Source organism: Porphyromonas sp. COT-052 OH4946 (genome assembly GCF_000765965.1).
Taxonomy (GTDB): Bacteria; Bacteroidota; Bacteroidia; order Bacteroidales; family Porphyromonadaceae; genus Porphyromonas; species Porphyromonas gulae.
The window spans coordinates 25,713-45,994 of sequence record NZ_JQZY01000017.1; the positions used below are offsets into that span (position 1 = coordinate 25,713).

Here is a 20,282-nt window from a genome sequence, read left to right on the forward strand (position 1 = left end):
TTTTCTTTTCAAACTTTTCTTATGCGATCGATTTATCAATTACTGTTGTCAATGCTCCTTGCTTCTCTTGGTTTCGTTGGGCTGGAAGCCCAACAAGCCGGAGTAGCAGGTAGAGTATTGGACGAAGAAGGCAACCCCATGATTCAAGCCAACGTACAGCTTGTACAGAGTACCGGCCAAGTAGCCGTTGCCGCAGGTGCCACTAATGAAAAAGGGTTGTTCAGCCTGAAAACGTCACAGGAGGGTGACTACATTCTGCGCGTTTCATATGTAGGTTACACTACCCACGACGAAAAAATATCTCTTAGAAACGGGCAAACCATTACGCTCAAAGATATATCCATGAACGAAGATGCCCGCCTTCTACAGAGTGTGACGGTGCAGGCTAAAGCGGCAGAGGTCGTGGTACGCAACGACACGCTCGAATTCAATGCCGGATCCTATACCGTAGCACAAGGAGCTTCTATCGAGGAACTGATCAAGAAGCTACCCGGAGCAGAGATCGGATCCGATGGGAAGATCACCATCAACGGCAAGGACATTAGCAAGATTCTTGTCGATGGCAAAGAGTTTTTCTCCAAAGATCCACAGGTGGCAATAAAGAATCTTCCGGCCGATATGGTCAATAAAGTACAGGTACTGAACAAACTGAGCGAGCTGTCGCGGATGAGCGGTTTCGATGATGGAGAAGAGGAGACCGTAATCAACCTGACGGTGAAACCCGAAAAAAAGAAAGGCCTCTTCGGAACGCTTCAGGCCGGTTACGGTACTGACCAACGCTATATGGCCGGAGGGAACGTCAATCGGTTCGATGGAAATAAGCAATGGACATTGATCGGTAGCGCGAACAATACGAACAATATGGGCTTTAGCGAGATGAGCAGCGAGATGGGATCCATGACCTTCTTCTCTCCCCAAGGCGGTGGTCGACGCGGCTTCGGCAATAGTGGAGGTGTTACGTCTTCGTCGATGCTGGGCGGCAACTTCAGTGTCGAATTCTCCTCTGCCCTTAATACAGGAGGCGATGCACGCTACGGATACAACGACAAGGCCATAGAGACGACCAAACGCGTGGAAAATATCCTCGCCGAAGGGAATACTTATATGGACGAAAATATATTGGAACGCTCTTTCTCTCACAACGGTCAGGCTCGATTCAGGCTGCAATGGAAACCGTCCGAACGTACCGAAGTGGTCTTCGAGCCCGACCTCTCGATATCCAAGATGGATGGCTTCTTCAACGACGCATACGAGACGAAGAATACGACCGGAAGCATCATCAATAAAGGCTCCATCCACCAGACTACGCAAGGGAACAACTTCCGTCTGAACGGGGAACTGGACATCAGCCACAAACTCAACGATGAAGGGCGTACCCTGAGTGCTTCCATCAGCGGCGGACTGACCGACGAAGACGGAGAAGGCATATATCAGGCCGTGCTCCAAAGTGTGGAGACGAATCAGAAGCAATTCAACGACAACTCCAACCTGCAATATCGCCTTCGGCTCTCCTACGTAGAACCATTGGGCAAAAATTACTTCGCACAGGCTATTTTGAACCGACGCTTCTCGCGTCGCAATTCGGACCGTGAGGTGTACCGATTGGGCGACGACGGACTGTACTCCACACTGGACGATCAGTACGGACTCTCCTACAACAACGAGTTTACCCAGTATCGCATCGGACTGAACCTCAAGAAGATTGCCAAGACGTGGGACTACACCGTGGGGTTCAACGTGGATCCCAACAGAACTGTCAGCTATCGGAACGTAGGAGGAGTAGAGCAGGACAAGTTGGCTTTCAATCGTGTCAATCTCTCTCCGATGCTCCGAATCAACTACAAGCCGAACAAGACCACCAACCTTCGCGTAGATTACCGAGGGCGTACTACACAACCATCCATCAATCAGATCGCTCCCGTTCAGGACATCACGAATCCGCTCTTCGTGACAGAAGGAAATCCGGGCCTGAAGCCCAGCTATTCGAACAATGTGATGGCCATGTTCTCGGACTTCGACGCCAAAAGTCAGCGAGCTTTCAGCATCGTTTTCTTCGGCAACTATACATTCGACGACATCGTCCCCAATACGCACTACGACCAGTCCACAGGGATCCGTACCACCCGCTATGAAAATGCTTCCGGCACATGGCAGGCGAATCTTCATGGGACACTGTCGGTTCCGCTCAAGAACAGGGCATTTTCTTTCAGGATGTCCTTGTTCAACAGGCTGGCCGAAGGACAAAGCTTTATCAATGACAATAAGAACAAAGCCCTCTCGTTCCGAACGAGAGAACGCCTGACGCTGACCTATCGCAACGATTGGATCGACACGGGTATCGGAGGCAACATAGGATTCTATATGGCGAATAATAGTCTGAGCGGACAGAAAGATTCGCGCACATACGACTTCGGCGGCAATTATCAGGTCGCACTAACGCTTCCCTATGGATTCCGTATTGACAGCCAATTCGAATACAACACGAACTCCGGCTACAGCGGGGGATTCAGCCTGAACGAATGGCTTTGGGATGCTTCGCTCTCATACAGCTTCCTTCGCGACAAGGCCGGTACACTGCGGGTCAAAGGCTATGACATCCTCGGTCAGCGCTCTAATATCAGCCGTTCTGCTACGGCCATCAATATAGAAGAGACCATGTCCAATACGATCGGACGCTACGTGATGGTGGACTTCATCTACCGATTCAACGCCTTCAGCGGTGGCGGATCTCGCAGCGATCACCGACGTGGCAATATGAATCGTCCCGGCGCACCTTTCGGCCGTGGCGGACGACCGTCCTAATCGGACCTCTCTTCTGAGCAAGAGACAAAGTGTGTAAGTGTTTTTATAACAAACCGATCGAGGGTACACCCATACCGGGTGTACCCTCTTTTTTCAATCATAAAGCGGCCGCCGACTTCCGACGAATCGCGCCACTCTCAAGCAGCCAATGCTCAATTCAAAAGGTCGAATCAGCATGCAAATTGCGCCCTCTTTCGGCACCTATGGATCTCCCCACAGAAACCACCAGTAGATTCTCTCAAAACTACTGGTGGATTCTCGCGAAACTAATAGTAGTTTTGAGCGGAACTAATATTAGTTTGGATATATTGAAAAAAAAGAGCTGTGCACAGGGAGGATTTCACTTCTGCACAGCTCTTTTTTTGCGGGGATTATAAGCGGTTCCTCTTACGGAAGCGATCTAATCTCTTGTTTCCGCATTTTCCTTGCGGAATAAGATATGCTTACTTCTCGATATTGGGGAGTTCAAGTCCGTAGCCTTTCTTTACATCGGCCCCTTTCAGGAGAATACCGAGGATAAAGGCGAGTACACCAAATGAAGCAAAAACCAGCATCGCCAAAGTATAGTTCTTCGGTTCGCCGGCTGCAACACCCTTATTCGTGGCGTCGAGGATGGCTCCGATCACGATGGGAACAACCATCAAGCCGATATTCTGAATAAAGAAAATGGCCGAATAAGCCGAACCGAGTACTTTGGGGTCGATAATCTTGGGTACCGAAGGCCATAGAGCGGCAGGTACCAAAGAGAAAGAAATACCCAGTACGACGATGGCTGCAATGGCTATGGCCAGCGAAGAAGTGGTGCCACTCTCGAAGGGGAAAATAGCAAATGTCAGGTGACAAACGAACATCAGCACCGAACCGATAATAAGCATGGTGGCTCCTTTCCCGACCTTATCCAAGAATGCACCGAGGAAAGGCGTCAGCACCATGGCTCCCAAGGGGAACATACTGAAGATACGCGCAGCTCCTTCGGCCGTCAGACCGATATTGGACTGAAGCATCTCGGTGGCAAACTTCTGAAAGGGGAAAATGGCTGAGTAATAAAGCACGCACAAGAGGGCAACAATCCAGAACATGCTATTGCCGAATACCTGTTTGAGATCTTTGAAGCGGAAAGGTTCTTCCTCTTCCACGTTTGCATCCTGCACTTCGCGGTCGAGCTTCTTGTCGAGGATACCGTAGATGCCATAGAGAATCAACCCGATGAAAAGAAGTGCCGTAACAAAAATAACCGGTACCTGAACGCTCTGAAGCGTACCTTCGAACTGCTTTGAAATTATAGGTGAAGTCCAGAATACGGCGAAGACTCCCAAACGGGCAATAGCCATCTCAAGTCCCATGGCCAAAGCCAACTCTTTGCCATGAAACCACTTCACGATAGCACGCGAAACGGTTACGCCGGCCATTTCACAGCCACATCCGAAAATGGCAAAACCGACACAGGCCAGCTTGGCAGATGGGGGGAAGCCCATAGAAAAGGAATTGAGCATATCGTAACCGAAGCCACCGTTATTGAAGACTTCACTCAGGGCATATACCTTAATAAGGGCACCCAAAAGCATCAAACTGCCGGATAAAATGGCAGTAAAACGCACGCCCATGCGGTCTAGGATGATCCCTGCCAATATGAGGAATCCGAAGAAAACGTTGATAAAGAACTCGCTACTGCCATAAGAGCCGAAGACCGTGGAACTCCAATTGACCTGCTGCTCTAACTGTGTTTTCAGAGGAGAAAGCACATCCACGAACATGTAGGCAAAAAACATGGTGGCAGCCACTAAGATAAGTGCTGTCCACCGGACTGCGGGCTTGTCCCTGAGGGATTGTTTGATTGCGTCAGTCATTTTTTTAAAAGGTTTTTTATTGATATGATTACTTAGTTATTTGAATTCTTCTAACAAATCGGCTACGATAAAATTGCTCCCTCCGACGAAGATAAAATCATCCGCATGCGCCTCTCGTCGGGCGGCTTCGAGTGCCTCCCGAACCGAAGAGTAGGTACTACCGACCAAGCCGAAAGCAGCGGCCTGCTGCTGCAGATCGTCTTCCGGTAAAGCTCTATCGACCGAAGCACGGGTGAAATAATAAACGGCCTCCCGGGGCAAGAGAGCCAATACGGCTGTGATGTCCTTGTCATTGACCATGCCGAAGACGATACGCAGCTGTCGGTAAGTCTGTCGCCTCAGTTGCTCGGTGATCAGACGGAACCCATCTTCGTTGTGTCCGGTATCGCATACGATCCGTGGCTGCTCGGCCAGCTGCTGCCAACGGCCAAACAGCCCAGACATTGCCGTAACATGGGCAAATCCTTCACGTACGTGCTGCGAAGAAAGGTTCAGACCACATCGTTTACAAAGGACATCCACGGCACAGAGAATCGTACGGGCATTCTCTTCCTGCGCCAAGCCGGTCAGTTCGCCACGAACCGATCCATAGTCTCGTGTTCGGTATGTATAGCAACCGTTCTCTAATGTCGAGGACGTGATTACGCCCGATTCTTGTGCAAAAACAATATCCGCTCCTTCCTCATCGGCTTTGCGCTGAAAGACATCGCGCACACCGCCCTCGGCCCGGCCAACTACAACGGGGACTCCGGATTTGATGATTCCGGCCTTTTCGAAGGCTATCTTCTCCGGCTTATCCCCAAGGAACTGCACATGATCCTTGCCGATATTCGTAATGATACTCAGGATGGGGGTAATGATATTGGTGCTATCCAAACGGCCTCCCATCCCCACTTCGATAAGTGCCATATCGACCTGAGCGTGCCGGAAATAGTCGAAAGCCATCATCGTAGTCAGCTCGAAGAAAGAGGGATGCAGCGTTGTCACCATCTCACGCGTTCGCTCGCAGAAATCCACTACGTATTCTTTCGTAATGCAAATGCCGTTTACACGAATACGCTCGCGGAAATCCACCAAATGAGGAGATGTGAACAAGCCTACCCTCATACCGGCAGCCTGTAAGATGGCAGCCAGTGTAGAGGCGGTAGAGCCTTTGCCGTTAGTGCCGGCAACATGTATCGTTGGGTAAGCCTTGTGGGGATGTCCCAGCAGACGGTCTATGGTCTCTACGGTACCGAGCCCGGGTTTATATGCACTGCCTCCTTGGTGTTGGAAGACAGGGGTGGCGGTAAAGAGATATCGGATAGCTTCTGCGTATGTCATCATGCCTGCCGGATGATGGTCTGCTCTCGGTCGGGACCCACGGAAACGATAGCGATACCGACTCCCAATTCTTTTTCCAAGAAAGCGATGTAGTCGCTAAATTCTCGGGGGAAATCGGCCTCGGAGACGACGTTCTTCATCGGCCACTGCCAACCGGGGAATTCCTTGTAAACGGGCGTTACCCCTTCTGTCAGATGGAAGGGGAAATCGCGTGTCTCCTTGCCGTCTATCTGGTATGCCACACAAGCCTTGATCGTGGGGAAAAGATCCATGACATCGCTTTTCATCATGATCAGCTTGGTCACACCATTCAACATGATGGTATAGCGTAGGGCTACGAGGTCTATCCAGCCGCACCGGCGTTTACGTCCCGTCACAGAGCCGAATTCGCGTCCCAATTCACAAAGCTTGTCTCCCGTCTCGTCGAACAGCTCCGTGGGGAAAGGCCCTGCTCCGACGCGCGTGCAATAGGCTTTGAATATCCCATATACATCCCCCACATTGCGAGGGGCGACTCCCAAGCCGGTACAACAGCCGGCACATATCGTATTGCTACTGGTCACAAACGGGTAAGAACCGAAGTCAATATCCAAGAGCGATCCTTGTGCTCCTTCGGCCAACACCTTCTTGCCGGACGCAAGAGCACCATTGATCAGAAATTCACTGTCCACAAATTCGAACGTGCGCAGGTATTCTGTAGCCTCCATCCAACGCTTCTCCAGATCCGCCAGCTCGTCCGCAGGATAGTTCAGAGAATTCAGGATGCGAAGATGACGCTCCTTGGCTGCCGAATAGGCTTCCTCGAAGCCGTGCTCCAAATCTCCGACACGCAGACCGTTGCGGCTCACTTTGTCCGTATATGCGGGGCCGATCCCCTTACCTGTGGTTCCGATCTTGCCGCTTCCCTTGGCTATCTCGTTGGCAGCATCCAACAGTCGATGCGTAGGCATAATGAGGTGGGCCTTGCGCGAGATCACGAGACGCTTGGTCAGATCGTGACCGCTGCGCGCAAGAGCTTCGGCTTCTTCCTTGAAAAGCAGGGGATCGAGTACCACTCCATTGCCTATGACATTCGTTTTCTCTCCTTGGAAGATTCCCGAAGGAATGGAACGAAGCACGTATTTCTCCCCGTTGAACTCAAGCGTATGTCCGGCATTCGGGCCACCTTGAAAGCGAGCGACAATATCGTAGTGCGGAGTCAGTACATCCACTATTTTTCCTTTTCCTTCATCGCCCCATTGCAGGCCGAGAAGTACATCCACTTTTTCCATATCGGATCAATGTTATATGTCTGTGTTATTATTTTTTCTTCTTGGGAGCAGCTTTGTCTGCCGCCTTTTTGAGGGCCGACTGCTTCTTCCTGCATTTGTCGCATATCCCATAGAGACAAATGATGGCCTGCCTATAAGAGAAGCGTGGAGGTCTGAGATCCTTGTCGGCCAGTATCGACTTCACATTTCGTCGGTAGTAGGTAGAGAATTGTGCACATTCGGTACAGAAAAGCAGCGGACACTGCTCTGCGAAGGAAGCCATCAAATACTGATATTTGGTTTCGGGAGAAGGCAAACGCAGAACGATCCCGCAGCGTTCGAGCAAGGTAAGGGTATTATAGACCGTAGAAAGACTTACAGGCAAGCCATTCTCGCGAGTGAGATCGAACAAGTCGTCCGGCGTGAATATCTTCTTCAGATTATATGCGACTTCAAGAATGCTGTATCGTTCGGGGGTATGACGCAAGCCGTTCTCCGACACATACGCACGCAATCTTGAGCGAAGGTCTTCCAATGATGTGACTATCATCTTTACAACTGCCATGGCACTATCGACAGGAGCTACAAATATAGTTCTTTTGAAGAAGTTGGTCGCGAGAAAACCTGTCGGTTTTTATCTTTTCGATCCATTCTTGCCGGTAGAGAGCAAGACAGTGGGCGAATCCTCCTTGAGAATCGGAGCAAGCGAATCGAACGACAGTGTAATCTGTATCGGCCCCATGGCATAGGGAGCGATCTCGTACTCATTGTAGAGGAAAGTGATACCTCGCTCCGATATTCCAAAATTGTCCGTAGGATAAAGATCCCCCAAGGTGCCATAGCCCATTTCGTTGAGGCTTTCCAGGGAAGAAACCCCTTGGTCTGCCATCAACTGCTTCCAGAGCAAATCGGTGAGAGTAGCATCTTTGCCCTGTACGACGATGTCTTCCAAAAGAATCTGCTTGCCGGTACGCAAATCGAGGTTGAGATATGCAACGTCACCGTAACCATGACTGCCGCCCATGTATTTGAAAGCTTCGATCTCATAGACCAAGAGGCTGTCCTGCCGGAAGACGACCTTGCCCGTTATGTGATCGATATAGGCATAAAGCCCCAAGTCCGGTCTATAATCGGGCTTGAGCGTAAGTTCCTCCTTCAGCAAAGGCTCCATATCCGACAAATAGGTGGAATCGCTGGCGGCAGCATAAGCCGACATAGCCTCGGAAGGCGACATGGATGCATACGCCGGGCCGAACAGGGCATTGAGGATATTCCACCTCACCGAATCGCCTATGGCATGAGGAATGCTGTCCGACGGATATTCAAACAGGATTTTAATATCGTTGCAAGGCATGGTGGAGTCGCCTAACAAGTGAGTGCAACGCTCCATGGAAATACTGTCGAAAACGATCCTGTCGCTTTGTTTGTTCCTCTCTTTCTTACAGGATGAAATCTGCAGCAAAAGGGCGAAAGCCGCAAGCAGGAGTAATGGCATTTTTGCTTTCATCGGATAAATCTTTTAGCAGTTAGTGGAAGCAGGGATATAGGTCTCAAGCAGCTTGCACCCTGCTTGAGGGTCAGGGACAAGCTCTACATCAGCGATCAAGGCCGGGATGAGGGCACTCTGTCCCTGTCGGAGTTCGAGGAGATAGCCATTCTTGTCCGTAAGGGTAAGTCCTCCCTCCATACATATATATATAACGAAGCTATCCTCTTGTGTAAGGTCGCGCCTGATGGGCTGAACCAGTTCCAGCAGCGCGGTACGGAAATAAGGACAGTCTACCAACCGGACAGCCGTATTGGGCTGATGCGTGTAAGCAGTCCTGTACGAATCCTCCAGCCGATAGTCGATGGCATCCTTAGCCCATTCGGTATGCAGTTCGCGCAAGCGACCGTTTGCGTCAGGGCGGTCATAATCGTAGATACGATAGGTGATGTGGGATGTCTGCTGTATCTCTGCCACAAAGCAACCGGCACCGATGGCGTGTATCCGACCGGCAGGCAGGAAGAAGACGTCGCCCGCCTCGACCTTATACTCGGCCAAAGCCTGCATGATCGTGCCTTCGGCCACACGCCTTTCGTAATCTTCGGGAGAAGACTGCGTAGAAAAACCGGAATAGAGACGAGCATCCGGATCGGCATGTACCACGTACCACATCTCCGTCTTGCCGAAGGATTGGTGCCTCTCGGCTGCCAACCGGTCGTCGGGATGAACCTGTACGGAAAGATCATCGCGCGCATCGATGAACTTGATCAATAGGGGAAATTTCCGGCCATACCGCTCGAATACGTGCCGGCCAAGGAGATCTTCGCCATGATACACCAGCAAATCGTCTATCGTCTTACCGGCCAGAGGTCCGTTTGCTACGACCGAATAGTGGTCGCTCACATGCGAAATCTCCCAGCTTTCTCCGATGTTTTCATCGGTCGGCTCCATTCCCTTGAAAGGGCGTATCCTGCGGCCGCCCCACACGACCGGTCGAAGGATGGGATGGAATATGTAAGGATAGAGTTGTGCCGTGTCCGTCATACTTCATTGTAGCGTTAGGTGACTATTCGTCGGGTTTTTCATCGTATCGGGCATACTGTTCCATATCGTGCCGGCGACGCTCGCGCATCTTGTATCGCCGTATCAATACCCACCGCAACAAGATGAGTACGACCAGCTCCAAAGCGCAAACCAACAGATACGTTACCAGCCGGTCGGTACCGTCCGGAGCTATCCTTTCGCGCGGGTATCCCAATACGGACATCACTACGAAGTATATAAAGAGAAAGCCGATGGTGATATTGATTCTTTTCATTCCCTCTTTTACATCATATTATCCCCGAAACGTTTCGTCTGTAAAGGTAGGTTTTTCATTTAGAAAGAGACTTCATTTTCAAAGCTCTAACTGCAAAAAAATGTCTCTCAAGAGAATCTCCCCGTATAGCATGCATCAGCAGATTACTGTTGGGGAGCAGGTGGGCGGCTACAGCCGTCCTTGAACAAGAAAGGCTGACATCAGCCATAGGAAACGGATGCAAAGGCCGCCGGGAAGTCGCTCTTTCTCATCCTTCGGGCTTGGAATCGTTCCTCATTTTACGAGCCAAAATTCGTCCATTTCTCGTCCCTGTTTATCCGAAAAATGGTGCCAAAACTTTTTCGTTCCGGCGCGAGAATTTTTCCGTTTACGCGCCAAAACGAAAAACTTCCCGCGCCACGTTTTTACGATCCACGCATGGAGATTTTTTCAGACGTAAAAATATCAGAGAGGCAAATAACCCCTTTCTGCTCTTTTTCCCCTTTCCAAAGCCGATCCAAAGCTCGCATGGAAGTGCCCTGCGGGACACAGCTCGGGGAGCCGTCTTTCCCCAAAAACACGTATCTTTCGGAGATTTTAGCTGCAACCGCCCGATTATTATGAAGCATTTTTTCAGTGCTATACGCCGTTTCGTGCCACCCTATAAAAAGTATGTGGCATGGAGCGTGGTGGCCAATACGCTGAGTGCACTGCTCAACCTATTGTCTTTCTCTCTGATCATGCCCATCCTGCGCATCCTCTTCCGGATAGACCGCCAGGTGACCACTTACATGCCGATGGATGGGATAGACTGGAGCAGCATGGATGGGTGGAAAGCTGCCGGAGCCGCTCTGAGCAATAATTTCAGCTGGTACGTAAGCCAGCTTATAGAGGTACGTGGAGCATCGTTTACGCTTATCATGCTGGGCATCTATCTGGTGGTGATGACCTTCCTGAAAGTGGCTTCGATGTACCTCGGATTCTACAGCATGATTCCGCTTCGTACGGGTGTGGTGCGGGATATTCGCAATCAGATCAACGATAAGATCCTCGGACTCCCCCTTTCCTTTTTCAGCGAAGAGCGCAAAGGCGATATCATGGCACGCATATCGGGCGATGTGAATGAGATAGAGACTTCCGTGATCAGTTCGCTGGATATGTTGCTGAAAAATCCGATCCTCATTTCCATCTACCTGATCGGGATGATCCTGATCAGCTGGCAGCTCACCCTTTTCGTTTTCATCCTCCTGCCAATAGCCGGAGGGCTGATGGGCAAGGTGGGCAAGACACTCAAGCGTAAGAGTCTGGAAGGGCAGAATCAATGGGGAGGCCTGATGAGCCAGATAGAAGAGACGCTTGGCGGCCTGCGTATCATCAAGGCATTCAATGCCGAGAAGAAGATGCAGGATCGCTTCCATCGTGCCAACGAGCAGTTTCGCCGTACGACGATGAAGGTCTTCCGCCGCCAGCAGTTGGCACACCCGATGAGCGAATTTCTCGGCACGGCTACCATAGCCATCGTACTCTGGTATGGGGGCACGCTTATTCTGAACAATACGAGCGATATCGATGCTTCCACCTTCATATATTATCTGGTCATCTTCTATAGTCTGATCAATCCGGTCAAGGAGCTGAGCAAGGCATCCTACGCCATCGAAAAGGGCTTGGCCTCCATGTCGCGTGTGGACAAGATACTGATGGCCGAGAACGACATCAAAGATCCCGAACAACCCCACCCCGTCGTGTTCGAAGAGGCGGTCGTTTATGACCATGTGTGGTTCCGCTATGGTGAGGACTGGGTGCTGCGCGATGTATGTCTGACGATTCCCAAAGGGAAAACGGTGGCACTGGTCGGTCAGAGCGGATCGGGCAAGAGTACGATCGTGGATTTGCTGCCACGGTTCTACGACATCCAGCAAGGGCGTGTGCTGGTAGACGGGACGGATGTGCGGGACGTAAAACTGCGCGAGTTGCGTGAGCTGATCGGCAACGTCAATCAGGAAGCAATCCTTTTCAACGATACCGTCTTCAACAACATTGCCTTCGGCAAAGAGAATGCCACGGCCGAAGAGGTAGAGCATGCAGCACACATAGCCAATGCGCACGACTTCATCATGCAGATGCCCGAGGGTTATCAGTCCAACATCGGCGACCGCGGAGGCAAGCTGTCGGGAGGCCAGCGGCAACGGATCAGCATCGCCCGAGCTATTTTGAAGAATCCACCGATTTTGATTCTGGATGAGGCCACGTCCGCACTCGATACGGAAAGCGAACGTTTGGTACAGAATGCCATCGAAAAGCTGATGGCCAATAGAACGGCTATCGTCATAGCGCACCGACTGACCACGATCCGCAATGCGGATATTATATGTGTGCTGCATGAGGGGCGTATCGTGGAGCAAGGACGCCACGATGAGCTGTACGCCCTGGGCGGATACTACACAAAGCTATGCGATATGAATGCAGAATAAATAATCAACAAAAGAATGATGATGAAAAAATTTTCACAACTGCTGGTAGCGCTGGCACTGCTCCCGCTATTTTTTTCATGCAAGAATGAAGAACCGGATCCATACAGTGGCACCCCTCGCATCACTCTTACTACAGCAATCAAACCCGGAGAGAAAATCCACCTTACCATTGAGACAATGGATGATGATGTATGGGTAGACATCAATGGTGACCGCATATGTCAGCCGGAAGAAAAAATAGAGCCGGGGATGCTAGTAACATATGGAATAATCACCCTATATGGATATAAATGGTATGATGTCGTTAATCCCACTATTACTATCTATGGACGTGTGCAAGGATTGGATTGTTCGCTTAATAAAATTACCGATATTGATCTTAGCCGGTCCTCAGGTTTGCTCACATTGGTTTGCTACGGCAATTATCTGAAGTCATTAAATCTCAATAATACTCCTGATTTGGAAACGCTACACTGTTCTGGGAATGCATTGTCCAAACTGGATATAAGTAACCTCAAGGCCTTGAAAAGACTTTTTTGTGAGGGAAATTCGATTGAAAAGATCAATGTCAGCAATAACAGTGCTTTGGAGACTCTTTTTTGTTCACATAATAGGTTGAAGGAATTGTCCGTGGACAAAAATCCTCTACTTAGCGAGCTGGCCTGTGACGATAATGCACTTACTCATTTGGATCTAAGCAATAATAAACACTTACAAGTAATCAAGTGCAGCCAAAATAATCTGAAACATTTGGATGTCTCCGCCACGAAGAGTTTGACGGAACTCAATTGTTCTCAGAATAGTATCGAGACCTTACTCTTTAATCCGGATGCAAACCTATTATCATTTGTTGTTTGCTATAATAACCAAATATCGGGAGAAGGTATGGATACGTTGGTAAATAGTATACCGATTACTGATAATAATGGCGTTATTTGGATTAAAACGTTGAATGATCCGAAGGAAGGCAATGTCTGTACAGATGCTCAAATAGCAATTCTAAAAGAACGGCATTGGCTCGTTGAATACAACCAATGGCCTCAGTTTTATGGAGCAGAGAGTCTTTTGAAAAATTGAAAGTCAATACTTTATACCCCTCTTCACTTGTATTCTTTTGCGGATTGTGACGCCTGAGACAAGAGACCGCTTTCGAAAAAAGAAATGATACTTTTGTAAAGAAACGGAGACCGATGGACTATAAAACCCGTATCATACATGCTTTGTCGAAAATCAGGCTGAAAGCCATCGACACCTATGCCTCCCGAGCAGAAGAGATACAAGACCGACAGCTCAAGCGCATCCTGTCGAGTGCAGCCTACACATCCACCGGCATCCGCTACGGCTTCAGCCGTATCAGCTCGAGAGAGCGTTTCGCTCGCAACGTGCCTGTTCGCGATTACGAATCGACACAAGCCGAAATAGAACGAATGCTTCGTGGCGAAAAAGATGTGCTCTGTCCGGGACGTTGCACATGGTTTGCCAAAAGCAGCGGCACCACCAATAGCAAAAGCAAGTTCATCCCCGTTCCATATCGCTATCTGCACTATTGCCATTATCAAGGGGGGAAAGACTCCTTATGGCTGTACCTACGCAACAGACCTGACAGTCGTTTCTTCACGACGAAAGGTTTGGTACTGGGTGGCAGTCACGCCCCTGTATCCATGAATGCCGACATACAAGTTGGCGACTTGAGTGCCATCCTTGTCGAGAATATGCCTGCGCTCGGCAACAGCATACGGGTGCCCTCGAAAGAGACGCTCCTGATGGATGAGTGGACGGAGAAGCTGAAAGCCGTAGTTCGCGAAGTGGTACATGCACGGGTCGGGAGCTTGTCCGGCGTACCGTCTTGGATCCTTGTCCTGATCAAGGAAGTACTCGCAGCTACAGGCCGAGAGACTTTGTCGGATGTATGGCCGGAGTTGGAAGTATTCTTCCACGGCGGCATCAGTTTCGCGCCCTATCGAGAGCAGTATGAGAAGCTGATACCTTCTTCGCGGATGCAGTATATGGAGACGTACAACGCTTCGGAAGGTTTCTTCGGTATTCAGGATGATCCGACGGATAGCGGCATGCTACTGATGCTCGATTACGGAGTTTACTACGAATTCATCCCAATGGAGCATTTCGGCCAGCCCGAGGCGGAAGCCATCCCACTCGAAGGGGTGGAAAAAGGGTGTAACTACGCTATGATCATCAGTACGCTCGGAGGACTCTACCGCTATGTATTGGGCGACACCATACGCTTCACATCGGTCAAACCATACAAAATAGTCATCACCGGCCGCACCAAGCACTACATCAACGCATTCGGAGAAGAGCTGATGGTAGACAATAGCGACAAAGCATTGGCGGCGACATGCAAGCGATTCGGCGTGCAGGCGGTGGACTATACGGCAGCACCTCACTTTTTCCCGGAGGAGGGCAAGGGGCGGCACGACTGGCTGATCGAATTTGTCTCTGCACCGACTGATCCGGATGCGTTCGCCCAAGCGTTGGATGCCGAACTGCAAACGCTCAATTCCGACTACGAAGCCAAGCGATACGCAGACATGACTTTGCTCCCACTCTCCCTGACGATAGCCCGACCGGGCCTGTTCCACGATTGGCTGGCAGAGCAGGGCAAGCTGGGAGGGCAACACAAAGTGCCTCGTCTGAGCAATACACCAGAAATAATGAGGTCTATCCTCGAAATGAACAGTTAATCGCATCTTCCCGATTATTAGCATGGGGAGATGTTTCTGAACGAAAGAATCAATGAGTAAAAGGAAAGATAAAAGCAAGAGTAAAGCCCGCAAGGGAGACGCTCCCCGCATCAACCGCGCCAGCCGCAGGAACAAACGCATGACCAAGGAGGAAATGCGCAATGCCATTTTGGGCGTATTCCAAAGCAATCCTCAGAGCGTGATGAACTACAAGCAGGTAAGCCATCTGATGGGAATAGAAGCCACGCCGCAAAAGCTAATGGTGAACTCCCTGATGGAAGACATGGCTGTGGACGACATCCTGCACGAGATCGAGCGCGGACGCTATCGTTACAATGCCTTGGGATTGATTGTCATAGGCACCTTCGAGCGTCGGTTCAACGGCCGCAATTCGTTTATCCCCGAAGGAGGTGGCACGCCCATTTTCATTGCCGAAAGAAATTCGGCACATGCAATGGACGGCGACAAAGTGAAAGTACAACTCTTTGCCAAACGTCGTGGCCGTGCGCCGGAAGCCGCCGTGATCGAGATCATCGAACAGAAGCAGGCCTCTTTTGTCGGCAAGATCCAAGTGAATCGGGATTTCGCTTTCCTTGTTACGGAAGATCGCACCTTGGCCAATGATATTTTCATTCCCAAGGATAACCTCGGCAATGCCAAAAACGGGGATAAGGTAATAGCCCGAATACTCGAATGGCCGGAGCAATCCAAGAATCCTATCGGAGAGGTGCAAGCCGTATTGGGGCCGGCCGGAGACAACGACGCCGAGATGAATGCCATTTTGGCCGAGTTCGGATTGCCCTATGTCTACCCGAAAGAGGTGGAAGAGGCAGCCGACCGCCTGGACGGCAAGATCACAGAAGAAGAACTGACGCGAAGAGAAGATTTTCGGTCGGTGCTCACTTTCACCATCGACCCAAAGGATGCCAAAGACTTCGATGACGCCCTATCGTTCCGTCCGCTGGAGAACAATTGCTACGAGGTGGGAGTACATATTGCCGATGTCTCGTACTACGTCACTGAGGGCGACATCATCGATCAGGAAGCATACAACCGCGCCACGAGTATCTATCTCGTGGATCGCACCATCCCGATGCTCCCCGAACGACTCTGCAACGACCTTTGTTCGCTCCGCCCCGATGAAGAAAAGTACGCCTACAGCTGTATATTCCGGATGAATGATGAGGCCAAAGTATTGGATTATCGCATCTGCCGCTCCGTGATCAAGAGTGATCGTCGGTTCGCCTACGAAGAGGCACAGGCCGTGATAGAGACCGGCGAAGGCGACTGCAAGGAGGCCATTCTCAAACTCAACGAGCTGGCACAGCGACTTCGTGAGGAGCGCTTCCAAAACGGAGCGATTGCCTTCGAAAGAAAAGAAGTCCGCTTCGAGATAGACGAGAAAGGGCGTCCTCTGGGCGTAGTGGTAAAGGAGAGTAAGGAAGCCAACAAGCTGATCGAAGAATTCATGCTTCTGGCCAATAGAACGGTAGCCCGACATATAGGCGACGAGACCCAAGGGAAACGAGCCAAGACCTTCGTTTATCGTATCCACGACCTGCCTGACCCCGACAGACTGGAGACCTTATCGGACTTCATCCGCCGATTCGGCTACAAGCTGCGCACCATAGGTAGCAATGTGGAGGTAAGCAAGAGTATCAATTCACTTCTGGACAACATCCAAAACAAACCGGAGGAAAATCTGATCTCCACCGTTGCCATACGCTCCATGGCCAAGGCCATTTACTCGACGGACAACATCGGCCACTACGGATTGGCATTCGATTTTTATACCCACTTCACTTCGCCCATTCGTCGCTATCCGGACTTGATGGTGCATCGACTGCTGACGAAATACCTTTCGGGAGGAAGTTCCGTAGACAAGAATGACTATGAGGAAAAGTGCAAGCATTCATCGGCAATGGAGCAACTGGCAGCCTCGGCCGAACGCGCTTCCATCAAATACAAACAGGTGGAGTTTATGTCCGAACACCTCGGCAAAGTATTCGATGGTGTAATATCGGGCGTTACCGAGTGGGGGTTGTACGTAGAACTGAAGGAAAATATGTGCGAAGGCCTTATACCCATCCGCTGTCTCGATGATGACTACTACGAATACGACGACAAGAACTTCTGCCTCATCGGGCGTCGCTATCGTCATCGCTACAGTCTGGGCGATGCCATCACCGTACGCGTTGCCCAGGCCAATCTGGACAGAAAGCAACTCGACTTCGAACCCGTAGGCTGAGCAATCCTGCGAGACTATCCACTTGCAGGCCCTTGTCTTCGCCAAATTCGGTGGCATGGTCATACTCAAAAAGTAAGGCAATATCTCCATCGATCTTAGTTCTCTGTGCCCAAGCTGTTTGGTTTAGATGGCCAAACCCTCTGACCAAACTCTCTACCTCCTCCGATACAAAAAACGGCGAGAGGGAGCATACTCGTCTTGCACGCTTTTACGTTCGTCAATTTTGTCGTGTATGGCTCCGCAAAACGTGGCGCGAGATTTTTTTCGTTTTGGTTCGAGAATTTTTTTGTTCTCGAACCAAAACGAAATTTTTTACGCGCGTGTTTTCAGGATTTCCAGAACCACTTTCTTCTGATTTGCGGTTCGTCTTTTCCTGACGGATCGAACGCTTTAAGAATGCCGATAAGCCTCTTCGGACTATATCTTGCGAGGAGCTTTTGGAGGAGACAATGAAAAAAGAAGAGTCAAAAGTGCAGAAACTTACATGGTGCAGAAGTAAAATCGTTTGGCAATTTCAGATTTAATACTACCTTTGCAAACGCAAAACGGATTTTTGTCCTTTGCTAAGATCATCCGGAGGCCCATTCGTCTATCGGTTAGGACGCAAGATTTTCATTCTTGAAAGAGGGGTTCGATTCCCCTATGGGCTACAGAATTAAAATTATCACAAGAGAAGGATATGGCAAATCATATTTCATCAGAAAAGCGAATTCGTCAAACAAACGCGCGCAGACTGCACAATCGTTACTATGCCCGTACGGCTCGTAATGCTGTGAAAGCGTTCCGTGCACTGACGGACCGTACTGAAGCTGAAAAAAAATACCCCGTATTGGCATCGATGCTTGATCGCTTGGCTGGCAAGAATATTATTCACAAGAATAAAGCCGCCAATCTGAAGTCAAAGCTCGCTCGCCGCATGAATACATTAGCGTAAGGGAAGACTCTCCCCCTCGCTCGTACTTGTCTGCGAAGCGGAGAGGAGTGTCAGGCTCGGTTTGGCCCATTCGTCTATCGGTTAGGACGCAAGATTTTCATTCTTGAAAGAGGGGTTCGATTCCCCTATGGGCTACACGCAGAACGAATAGCAGTTCCCATACTAAGGCTGTGTCAAAGGATTATCCCCTTTATGACACAGCCTTAGTCGTTTTGCAGGCAGTCTATACTCAACTTAGAAGCAGTCGGATTTTCCTCTAAAAGAGGTAACTCCTAAGGTTCGGATCCCTCTCTCTTTGTTTTCTCATGGCAGTACCTTGTCACTAATTGAAAAAACAGCAACACTCGGAGGAAGAATTGGCTCAAACAAGGTTTTATTCGTTCTTTTGCAGATAGAAAAAAGACAAAAGACAGCAATGAAGAAAGACATTATCATATTGGGGATCGAAAGCTCCTGTGACGACACCTCAGCAGCCGTGGTCAGGAACGAAACGATGCTTAGCAACGTGATCGCAGGACAGGCCGTACACAATGCCTATGGGGGAGTGGTGCCCGAACTGGCATCGCGTGCGCATCAGCAGAACATTGTCCCGGTGGTGAGCGAGGCTATCAAACGTGCCGGCATTCGCAAAGAAGAAATTGATGCCATCGCTTTCACCCGTGGCCCGGGTTTGCTGGGATCGCTCCTTGTAGGCACCAGCTTTGCCAAGGGATTGTCTCTTTCCTTGGGTATTCCGATGCTGGAAGTCAATCATCTTCATGCCCATGTCCTGGCCAACTTTCTTCGTGAGCCGGGTGAGGAGTCGCAGCATCCCTCTTTCCCATTCCTGTGCTTGTTGGTTTCGGGGGGCAACTCCCAGATTATTCTGGTTCGCTCTCCTTATGACATGGAGGTAATAGGACAGACGATCGACGATGCAGCCGGAGAGGCTTTCGACAAATGTGCCAAGGTGATGGGGCTGGGTTACCCCGGAGGCCCCATCGTTAATAAGTTGGCCTCCGAGGGCAACCCCGATGCATTCCGCTTTGCCCGTCCACATGTGTCCGGTTACGACTACAGCTTCAGCGGACTCAAGACATCTTTCCTCTATACTCTGCGCGACAAATTGGCCGAAGATCCCGACTTCGTCGAAAAGAATAAGGCTGATCTGTGTGCATCTCTTCAGCACACGGTCATAGACATCTTGATGAAGAAACTTCGCCAAGCGGCCAAAGATCATGGCATCAAACAAGTGGCCTTGGCCGGTGGTGTATCAGCCAATACCGGACTGCGCGATGCTTTTCACGATCATGCCCGACGTTATGGATGGACTGTATTCATCCCCAAATTCGCCTATACGACGGACAATGCTGCCATGGTAGCCATTTCCGGATACTATAAGTACTTGCAGGGCGATTTCTGCCCCATCGATGCCGTCCCATTCTCGCGCTCACGATCTGATGGATAGTCCCGTTATTTCCGAACTGGCGAAGCTCTTGACAGAGCGAGGTCTTTCATTGGCTACTGCCGAGAGTTGTACCGGAGGAGCTATTGCTTCGGCTCTAACTCATTGCCCGGGAGCCTCGGTTTTTTTCAGGGGTTCGGTCGTGGCATATCAGAACGACATCAAAATACGCCTTTTGCAAGTGTCCCAAGCCGATATTGAATGCCATACAGTGGTCAGCGAGCCTGTGGCACGCAGTATGGCTGTAGGAGTTTGTCGTCTGCTTGATGCCGATATAGGAATTGCGACTACGGGAATAGCCGGACCTTCGGGCGGTTCGGATCGGGTACCGGTCGGCACAGTTTGGATCGGGCTTGCGATCGGTGAGGATACTTTCGCACACTGCCTGCATCTTAGCGGTACTCGTGAGGAGGTCATCGCTCAGGCCACCGATCAGGTGCTTTTGACTATATTTGACCTCTGTAAAAACAAATTATGA

At 50.3% G+C, this 20,282-nt stretch carries 18 protein-coding genes, 2 tRNA genes and 1 pseudogene; 12 read left to right on the forward strand and 9 right to left on the reverse strand.

The features are described 5' to 3' along the window. Positions 1 to 51 precede the first annotated feature (51 nt). Complete coding sequence (locus HQ50_RS07400) at positions 52 to 2,802, forward strand: TonB-dependent receptor (protein ID WP_200880430.1); 2,751 nt, start codon at positions 52 to 54, stop codon at positions 2,800 to 2,802. A gap of 443 nt (positions 2,803 to 3,245) precedes the next feature. Here the strand turns inward: HQ50_RS07400 and HQ50_RS07405 are convergent, their stop codons facing one another. The 8 genes from HQ50_RS07405 to HQ50_RS12625 all read right to left on the reverse strand — a co-directional run bounded on the left by HQ50_RS07405 (position 3,246) and on the right by HQ50_RS12625 (position 10,404). Beyond that, a complete protein-coding gene (locus HQ50_RS07405; RefSeq protein WP_039429404.1) occupies positions 3,246 to 4,649 on the reverse strand; it encodes an MFS transporter in 1,404 nt (467 codons plus the stop codon). A 36-nt stretch (positions 4,650 to 4,685) separates the two neighbouring features. Next, entirely contained in the window at positions 4,686 to 5,975 is a 1,290-nt protein-coding gene (locus tag HQ50_RS07410; protein ID WP_039429405.1) for a folylpolyglutamate synthase/dihydrofolate synthase family protein, read from the reverse strand. Continuing rightward, positions 5,972 to 7,243 (reverse strand): adenylosuccinate synthase, encoded by a 1,272-nt coding sequence (locus HQ50_RS07415; RefSeq protein WP_039429406.1) that lies wholly within the window; start codon positions 7,241 to 7,243, stop codon positions 5,972 to 5,974. Before HQ50_RS07415 ends, HQ50_RS07410 begins: the two co-directional genes overlap by 4 nt. A gap of 28 nt (positions 7,244 to 7,271) precedes the next feature. Beyond that, on the reverse strand, positions 7,272 to 7,772 hold the full coding sequence (locus HQ50_RS07420) for a Fur family transcriptional regulator (RefSeq protein WP_010956031.1): 501 nt from the start codon (positions 7,770 to 7,772) through the stop codon (positions 7,272 to 7,274). A gap of 84 nt (positions 7,773 to 7,856) precedes the next feature. Then, positions 7,857 to 8,729, reverse strand: a complete 873-nt coding sequence (locus HQ50_RS07425) for an RsiV family protein (protein WP_039429407.1) — start codon at positions 8,727 to 8,729, stop codon at positions 7,857 to 7,859. Between the two features lie 12 nt (positions 8,730 to 8,741). Further along, complete coding sequence (locus HQ50_RS07430) at positions 8,742 to 9,752, reverse strand: type I phosphomannose isomerase catalytic subunit (RefSeq protein ID WP_039429408.1); 1,011 nt, start codon at positions 9,750 to 9,752, stop codon at positions 8,742 to 8,744. A gap of 22 nt (positions 9,753 to 9,774) precedes the next feature. After that, on the reverse strand, positions 9,775 to 10,026 hold the full coding sequence (locus HQ50_RS07435) for a hypothetical protein (protein WP_018964825.1): 252 nt from the start codon (positions 10,024 to 10,026) through the stop codon (positions 9,775 to 9,777). 273 nt (positions 10,027 to 10,299) lie between these two features. Beyond that, on the reverse strand, positions 10,300 to 10,404 hold the full coding sequence (locus HQ50_RS12625) for a DUF1661 domain-containing protein (protein ID WP_235318063.1): 105 nt from the start codon (positions 10,402 to 10,404) through the stop codon (positions 10,300 to 10,302). Between the two features lies 1 nt (position 10,405). Here HQ50_RS12625 and HQ50_RS12630 point away from each other — a divergent pair. The 5 genes and pseudogenes from HQ50_RS12630 to rnr all read left to right on the forward strand — a co-directional run. Then, a pseudogene (locus HQ50_RS12630) lies at positions 10,406 to 10,465 on the forward strand (hypothetical protein); the annotation flags it as partial. Positions 10,466 to 10,625: 160 nt separating this feature from the next. Continuing rightward, a complete protein-coding gene (locus HQ50_RS07440) occupies positions 10,626 to 12,476 on the forward strand; it encodes an ABC transporter ATP-binding protein (RefSeq protein WP_018964824.1) in 1,851 nt (616 codons plus the stop codon). A gap of 15 nt (positions 12,477 to 12,491) precedes the next feature. Next, complete coding sequence (locus tag HQ50_RS07445) at positions 12,492 to 13,553, forward strand: leucine-rich repeat domain-containing protein (RefSeq protein WP_039429410.1); 1,062 nt, start codon at positions 12,492 to 12,494, stop codon at positions 13,551 to 13,553. 113 nt (positions 13,554 to 13,666) lie between these two features. Further along, positions 13,667 to 15,178 carry a GH3 auxin-responsive promoter family protein gene (locus tag HQ50_RS07450; RefSeq protein ID WP_039429412.1) on the forward strand — a complete coding sequence of 504 codons (1,512 nt, stop codon included), beginning with the start codon at positions 13,667 to 13,669 and terminating at the stop codon, positions 15,176 to 15,178. 52 nt (positions 15,179 to 15,230) lie between these two features. Further along, positions 15,231 to 17,426, forward strand: coding sequence for a ribonuclease R (rnr, locus tag HQ50_RS07455; protein ID WP_039429415.1), 2,196 nt, complete (start codon positions 15,231 to 15,233; stop codon positions 17,424 to 17,426). Between the two features lie 217 nt (positions 17,427 to 17,643). On the opposite strand, the gene HQ50_RS12635 is transcribed toward rnr, so the two are convergent. Further along, complete coding sequence (locus HQ50_RS12635) at positions 17,644 to 17,727, reverse strand: DUF1661 domain-containing protein (protein ID WP_235316800.1); 84 nt, start codon at positions 17,725 to 17,727, stop codon at positions 17,644 to 17,646. Here HQ50_RS12635 and HQ50_RS12185 point away from each other — a divergent pair. The 6 genes from HQ50_RS12185 (at position 17,696) to HQ50_RS07480 (ending at position 20,282) form a co-directional block, all read left to right on the forward strand. Then, positions 17,696 to 17,803 (forward strand): DUF1661 domain-containing protein, encoded by a 108-nt coding sequence (locus HQ50_RS12185; RefSeq protein WP_235317961.1) that lies wholly within the window; start codon positions 17,696 to 17,698, stop codon positions 17,801 to 17,803. The genes HQ50_RS12635 and HQ50_RS12185 overlap by 32 nt on opposite strands. A 201-nt stretch (positions 17,804 to 18,004) precedes the next feature. Further along, positions 18,005 to 18,076: transfer RNA gene (locus HQ50_RS07460), tRNA-Glu, on the forward strand. Between the two features lie 29 nt (positions 18,077 to 18,105). Beyond that, on the forward strand, positions 18,106 to 18,360 hold the full coding sequence (gene rpsT, locus HQ50_RS07465) for a 30S ribosomal protein S20 (protein ID WP_026292148.1): 255 nt from the start codon (positions 18,106 to 18,108) through the stop codon (positions 18,358 to 18,360). A 63-nt stretch (positions 18,361 to 18,423) separates the two neighbouring features. Then, positions 18,424 to 18,495: transfer RNA gene (locus HQ50_RS07470), tRNA-Glu, on the forward strand. 280 nt (positions 18,496 to 18,775) lie between these two features. Continuing rightward, positions 18,776 to 19,807, forward strand: a complete 1,032-nt coding sequence (gene tsaD, locus HQ50_RS07475; RefSeq protein ID WP_039429419.1) for a tRNA (adenosine(37)-N6)-threonylcarbamoyltransferase complex transferase subunit TsaD — start codon at positions 18,776 to 18,778, stop codon at positions 19,805 to 19,807. Next, entirely contained in the window at positions 19,770 to 20,282 is a 513-nt protein-coding gene (locus tag HQ50_RS07480) for a CinA family protein (RefSeq protein ID WP_235317955.1), read from the forward strand. The genes tsaD and HQ50_RS07480 overlap by 38 nt, the downstream gene beginning before the upstream one ends.

What these genes read in the sequence shown, in the direction of transcription:
- HQ50_RS07400 (WP_200880430.1), top strand. Translation starts at nt 52, where the DNA reads ATGCTCCTTGCTTCTCTTGGTTTCGTTGGGCTGGAAGCCCAACAAGCC.
- HQ50_RS07405 (WP_039429404.1), bottom strand. Translation starts at nt 4,649, where the DNA reads ATGACTGACGCAATCAAACAATCCCTCAGGGACAAGCCCGCAGTCCGG.
- HQ50_RS07410 (WP_039429405.1), bottom strand. Translation starts at nt 5,975, where the DNA reads ATGATGACATACGCAGAAGCTATCCGATATCTCTTTACCGCCACCCCT.
- HQ50_RS07415 (WP_039429406.1), bottom strand. Translation starts at nt 7,243, where the DNA reads ATGGAAAAAGTGGATGTACTTCTCGGCCTGCAATGGGGCGATGAAGGA.
- HQ50_RS07420 (WP_010956031.1), bottom strand. Translation starts at nt 7,772, where the DNA reads ATGATAGTCACATCATTGGAAGACCTTCGCTCAAGATTGCGTGCGTAT.
- HQ50_RS07425 (WP_039429407.1), bottom strand. Translation starts at nt 8,729, where the DNA reads ATGAAAGCAAAAATGCCATTACTCCTGCTTGCGGCTTTCGCCCTTTTG.
- HQ50_RS07430 (WP_039429408.1), bottom strand. Translation starts at nt 9,752, where the DNA reads ATGACGGACACGGCACAACTCTATCCTTACATATTCCATCCCATCCTT.
- HQ50_RS07435 (WP_018964825.1), bottom strand. Translation starts at nt 10,026, where the DNA reads ATGAAAAGAATCAATATCACCATCGGCTTTCTCTTTATATACTTCGTA.
- HQ50_RS07440 (WP_018964824.1), top strand. Translation starts at nt 10,626, where the DNA reads ATGAAGCATTTTTTCAGTGCTATACGCCGTTTCGTGCCACCCTATAAA.
- HQ50_RS07445 (WP_039429410.1), top strand. Translation starts at nt 12,492, where the DNA reads ATGATGATGAAAAAATTTTCACAACTGCTGGTAGCGCTGGCACTGCTC.
- HQ50_RS07450 (WP_039429412.1), top strand. Translation starts at nt 13,667, where the DNA reads ATGGACTATAAAACCCGTATCATACATGCTTTGTCGAAAATCAGGCTG.
- rnr (WP_039429415.1), top strand. Translation starts at nt 15,231, where the DNA reads ATGAGTAAAAGGAAAGATAAAAGCAAGAGTAAAGCCCGCAAGGGAGAC.
- rpsT (WP_026292148.1), top strand. Translation starts at nt 18,106, where the DNA reads ATGGCAAATCATATTTCATCAGAAAAGCGAATTCGTCAAACAAACGCG.
- tsaD (WP_039429419.1), top strand. Translation starts at nt 18,776, where the DNA reads ATGAAGAAAGACATTATCATATTGGGGATCGAAAGCTCCTGTGACGAC.
- HQ50_RS07480 (WP_235317955.1), top strand. Translation starts at nt 19,770, where the DNA reads ATGCCGTCCCATTCTCGCGCTCACGATCTGATGGATAGTCCCGTTATT.